We start from the raw sequence: 4,836 nt of genomic DNA, 5'->3' as shown, positions 1-4,836 counted from the left end.
CGTCTTCTTTAAAGTAGCCAAGGATAAAAGTTTTGATAGTATCAGTAATGATTTCAGGTTCTCTTTGGTAGTTTTTTCGCACTTCTGGATGAGTAGCGCCTTCGCAGTATTTTTTAACAGTCTGTCTTGATACGCCAAGGTCTTTTGCGATGGCGCGTATGGATTCTCCATCTGAATAACGGGCACGAATCGCTGAATAAATGTCCACCTCAATAATCACACCTTTCATTCCTCCCTGCAAAACATTTGATAATATTCTACAGGATTTTTATGATAGGTGGTAAACTAATTCAATATCAATATGACTTGAAGTGGTACACTTTTAGAATATCATTCACATTATGCCGATAAGCGCTGAAGCTGAAGTTGAATCAGTGAAGACTATGCTGGAACATTACCTCACTACTAGAGGCACGATGCCGGACTTGTCGGTTGAGTTGAAAAGCCGTCCAGAGGCAGTGGATCTCTAAAGGGCAATTTGCATAAATGACAGGTCTGTCCAGCGCAACGATTGCTAAACTATCCGGCATAAGCAAGAAGTGCCAGAGTGTAGAGCGAAACTGGAGTATACCATGTGATGCTTCGAGGCAATGAGCGGAAGGATGTTTTCATCGATGATGAAGATAGGAGGAGATTCTTAGACGTACTATATGCAAAGCGAGAACAGGGAAGTTATTATCTTTATTCCTATTGTTTGATGGATAACCATGTTCATTTAGTACTTAAGGAAGCTAACGATAGTATATCTAGGATTATGAGACGGATTACTACGAGCTATGTAGGCTACTTTAATCGAAAATATAGACGATCTGGGCATTTGTTTCAAGATCGGTACAAAAGTGAGAACGTTGAAAGTGATAGTTATTTGCTTACTGTCATACGGTATGTGCATCAGAATCCAGAGAAGGCAGGGATTGGTAAGACGGAAACGTATCCTTGGAGTAGCTGTTCAGGATATTTGAGGGGAACTGGAGATAGCTACTTACCAGAATTTGCTGAAATCTTAAATATGTTCTCTGAAAACCGTAATGTAGCGATAGAGGGGTTCAGAAGATTTCATATGGAATTGAGTCAAGAGGCATGCATGGACGTTATGGAAGATTGTAAATTGGATGATAATCATGAAGCGCAGATTCGAAAGTTTTTGCAAATTAGAGGAATTACATTAAAGGACATTTCGAAACCAGAATATCTAAATACGCGTAAAGAATTGATTATTTGGCTGCAAGAGAATACTGCCATGTCAGGAAGAAAGCTGGCGGAGGTAACGGGAATTAATAGGGAAACTATTAGAAAAATCCTTGCAAATAAATAGTTGATGTGACAGAACTACAAGTTTTGAAACATACTGACTTATGATTTGTTTTGTGAGATAATGAAAGTAATTAAAAGTTTGTATTTGATAGGAGGTGTATAATGTGGAAGAAATATTACGGCAGTTGTTGGAAGGACAAAAGCAATTATTTGAAGGACAGAATCGGGTAGAGTCTCGATTGGAAGGTATGGAAGGACGTTTGAACGGCATAGAAGGACGCTTGAGCAGTATGGAAGGACGTTTGGAAGGTGTCGGATCCAGATTAGAAAATCTTGAGGGACAAGTTGAGGAGAATAGTGGTTTTATTCAGGCATTAGTACATCAGAGTGAATATCAGAAAGTACAAATGGATCAATTAGTACACGCCACTGCTCGGATTGAAGGAGAAGTTAAAAGTATTCGCACTGATTTGGGTGCCGTAGAAGCCATTACGGCCAAGAATTGGAATGATATTATTCAATTAAAGGTAGCCAGGTAAGGATAAAACATCCTGTTGCATGGAATGAAGAGAACGATTTTGGCAGCTGTAGCTTTGCTATCGCTGCTTTATTGTGTAAAACAAATACCGAGAGGAGCCGTTTCATTGAAAATCATAATTCTAGCAGGTGGTGGAGGTACACGTTTATTCCCATTATCCCGCACTTGCTTTCCTAAACAATTTATGAAGCTCGGTGCTGAGCAATCTTTGCTGGCACAGACGATTACTCGTTTTATGCCTGTAGCCAAGGTGGCAGATATGGTGATTGTCACCAATCAGGAATATATTCATCATGTTAAGGCAGAGTTAGCTGCTTGTGGGGCGATGGGCGCCCATATTTTATTAGAACCCGTAGGGCGTAATACGGCTCCAGCCATTGCGTTGGCAGCAAGGTACTGTATTGATGAATTGAGTGCTGGGGAAGATGAAGTGATGTTTGTGACACCTTCTGATCATATTATTCGCAAAAATGATCTTTTTATCAAGTCTGTAAGGCAGGCTGAAGAAATGGCACGGCAGGAAAATATCGTCACCTTTGGCATAAAACCGGATAAACCTGAGATCGGGTATGGCTACATTGAAGCTGATGAGGAATACGGTTATGGTTTTAGAGTGAAGTCTTTTAAGGAAGAACCATGTCAGGAAGTCGCTGAAGAGTATTTGGCAGCAGGGCGGTATTACTGGAATTCAGGGATGTTTGCTGTTACTATGGGGCAAATCATGAGAGAGTTTTCTACCCATCAACCTGAGATCTATCAATTAGCATCTACTAACTATACGGATGCATTGGTCCAGTTTGAAAGCATGCCTAATATTTCAATTGACTATGCGGTGGCGGAAAAATCGGATAAAGTAGTGACGATTCCCTTATTAGCTTATTGGAATGACATTGGTTCCTGGGATGCTATTTACGATGTATTAGATAAGGATCAGGATGGGAATGCCGTTAAAGGAGACTGCATTCCTATTGATTGTACAAATACACTCATGTTAGGACGAAGTCGTATGATTGCTGGTATTGGCCTCGAAGATCTACTAGTAGTGGAAACGGATGATGTAATCGTGGTAGCTAAGAAAGGTGAATCACAGAAGGTCAAGGATTTGGTAGGCGAGCTAAAGCAACGTGGCCGCAAAGAAGCAGATGAACATACGACGATGTACCGTCCTTGGGGAAGCTATACGATCCTTGGTGAAGGTCCTGGCTATAAGATGAAGAAGATTGTGGTGAATCCTGGGCAGCGTCTCAGTCTACAAATGCATTATCATCGTAGTGAACATTGGATCGTGACTGGTGGTACGGCTGAAGTAACTCTTGGCGAGGAGGTAAAGCTGGTTCATGAAAATGAAAGTATCTTTATTCCTCTATCCACGAAACATCGTTTAGAAAATCCAGGACGAATACCATTGGAGATTATCGAGGTGCAGAATGGTAAGTATCTGGAGGAAGATGATATTGTACGTTTTGATGATGTGTATGGGAGAGTGTGAGGAATACACCAGTGAGGGAATTAATTCTAAATTGTGCTCATTATAGTTGACAAGAAGAAACTTATCACCTACAATAGTTCTAAGCTGATTGGGAAAACCAAAGGCATAGAATCTCTATGAGAATTAGAGATTCTATGCCTTTTTGCTATTTGTTAAGAGAGATAGTAGAGGTGTTTGGCAAGAGTAGGGATAGTTATCTTTAGGAATTTTTCAAAATTCCTATAGCTATAAAATAATACATATTGTTAGGAGTGTTCAAAATGAAAAAGCGTTTTTCTACTTATCTTTTATCTGGTATTTTAGCAGGGGCTTTGCTGCTGGCAGGTTGCTCCAGCCAAAAAGGTGCAGATCAGGCTTCAGGAGCCGCAGCAAATGATACGAAACAGGTTAGGCAGGTGCTAGTTGGAGCTGGATCTACATTTGAACCCTATGCATATATTGACAAGAATAACCAGCCGGCAGGCTATGATGTAGCAGTATTAAAGGAAATCGATGCAAGGCTTCCCCAATATGAATTTAGATTTCAATCCATCGAGTTGAAGAATCTCTTATTGAGTTTGGATGCAAAAAAAATCAATATTGCGACGCAGCAGTTTGAAAAAAATCCAGACAGAGAGGCAAAGTATCTGTTTACGAATGAAGGTTTTGCAAATTATGATAAGAGAATTGTCGTAGCGAAAGGGCGCACGGATATTAAAACGATTGATGATTTAGTCGGTAAACGGGTGGGATGCTCACAGTTATAAACGTCAATGAAAAAGTGAGCCACTCGCTCATGAAATTTTGAGCCACTTGTGCTCACGAATATTTGAGCCATCTAGTCGTTAGCAATAGCATTAGTCATTCTGTATGAGGAACCGTTCATGTCCAATAAATGAGACTTAAAGGTGAGCCGATCAACAAGAGCTGCCACCATTGTTTCACTCTCGAACATCTCCGTCCAGCGTGAAAACTCCAAGTTTGTGGTAACAATTATGCTGGCTCGTTCTGAACGCTCAGAGACAACTTTGAACAGCAGATCCGATTGGTGACGGTTGAAGCTTAAGTAAGATAGTTCATCAAGTATGAGTAAATCTGCTTTTTCAATAGTCGTTTCTAATTTAGATAATCTGTAGGCATCTTTGGCTTCACAAAGTTCATTTGCTATCGTTGCGGCAGTGCGAAACAAAACTCTGTAACCGCAAGCACAGGCCTTCATTCCCAAGCTAATGGCCAGGTGGGTTTTGCCTGTTCCTGGTGGTCCAATCATTATGATGTTTCTTCGCTTTTTAACAAAGTCACAGGAAGCTAGCTGCTGAATAAATGTAGGCTTTATGTTTTCAAAGCAAGACATATTTAACTCTTCCAATGTTTTTGTTACGGGGAAACGAGCGGTATGAATTCGTCTTCGTAGTTGGTTATCTTGCCTTGAAAGACATTCCTTTTTCATGAGCTCCAAGAGCACTTCATCCAGCCCCATATTGGGTTTTAATTGCCGAATCACGTCTTGGTATTGCGTAAACGTTGGCATTTTTAATATTTTAGCATAAAGTTTAATACCCTCGTAAATAGCACT

The 4,836-nt window shown here is 40.4% G+C and carries 6 protein-coding genes; 4 read left to right on the top strand and 2 right to left on the bottom strand.

All coding sequences use genetic code 11. The features are described from left to right. On the bottom strand, nt 1-229 hold a 229-nt coding region (locus tag BMZ99_RS25460; protein WP_139214769.1), incomplete at its 3' end, for a helix-turn-helix domain-containing protein. A 348-nt stretch (nt 230-577) separates the two neighbouring features. Between BMZ99_RS25460 and BMZ99_RS25455 the strand changes: the two genes are divergently transcribed. The 4 genes from BMZ99_RS25455 to BMZ99_RS25440 all read left to right on the top strand — a co-directional run bounded on the left by BMZ99_RS25455 (nt 578) and on the right by BMZ99_RS25440 (nt 4,027). Continuing rightward, nucleotides 578-1,315 carry a transposase gene (locus BMZ99_RS25455; protein WP_090944807.1) on the top strand — a complete coding sequence of 246 codons (738 nt, stop codon included), beginning with the start codon at nt 578-580 and terminating at the stop codon, nt 1,313-1,315. A gap of 103 nt (nt 1,316-1,418) precedes the next feature. Beyond that, a complete protein-coding gene (locus tag BMZ99_RS25450; RefSeq protein WP_090944804.1) occupies nt 1,419-1,793 on the top strand; it encodes a hypothetical protein in 375 nt (124 codons plus the stop codon). A 105-nt stretch (nt 1,794-1,898) separates the two neighbouring features. Then, nucleotides 1,899-3,281, top strand: coding sequence for a mannose-1-phosphate guanylyltransferase/mannose-6-phosphate isomerase (locus BMZ99_RS25445; RefSeq protein WP_090944813.1), 1,383 nt, complete (start codon nt 1,899-1,901; stop codon nt 3,279-3,281). 260 nt (nt 3,282-3,541) lie between these two features. Further along, entirely contained in the window at nt 3,542-4,027 is a 486-nt protein-coding gene (locus BMZ99_RS25440) for a transporter substrate-binding domain-containing protein (protein WP_245755165.1), read from the top strand. Between the two features lie 71 nt (nt 4,028-4,098). On the opposite strand, the gene istB is transcribed toward BMZ99_RS25440, so the two are convergent. Beyond that, a complete protein-coding gene (gene istB, locus BMZ99_RS25435; RefSeq protein WP_090944810.1) occupies nt 4,099-4,791 on the bottom strand; it encodes an IS21-like element helper ATPase IstB in 693 nt (230 codons plus the stop codon). Nucleotides 4,792-4,836 lie beyond the last annotated feature (45 nt).

The sequence above is a fragment of the Pelosinus propionicus DSM 13327 genome (assembly GCF_900114615.1).
In the GTDB taxonomy this organism is placed as follows: Bacteria; Bacillota; Negativicutes; order DSM-13327; family DSM-13327; genus Pelosinus; species Pelosinus propionicus.
The sequence above is the reverse complement of the archived record's forward strand: the minus strand, read 5'-3'. Positions and strand labels throughout refer to the sequence as shown.

Excerpts from the sequence above, each read along its gene's own strand:
- BMZ99_RS25455 (WP_090944807.1), top strand. The coding sequence starts at position 578 with ATGCTTCGAGGCAATGAGCGGAAGGATGTTTTCATCGATGATGAAGAT.
- istB (WP_090944810.1), bottom strand. The coding sequence starts at position 4,791 with ATGCCAACGTTTACGCAATACCAAGACGTGATTCGGCAATTAAAACCC.
- BMZ99_RS25440 (WP_245755165.1), top strand. The coding sequence starts at position 3,542 with ATGAAAAAGCGTTTTTCTACTTATCTTTTATCTGGTATTTTAGCAGGG.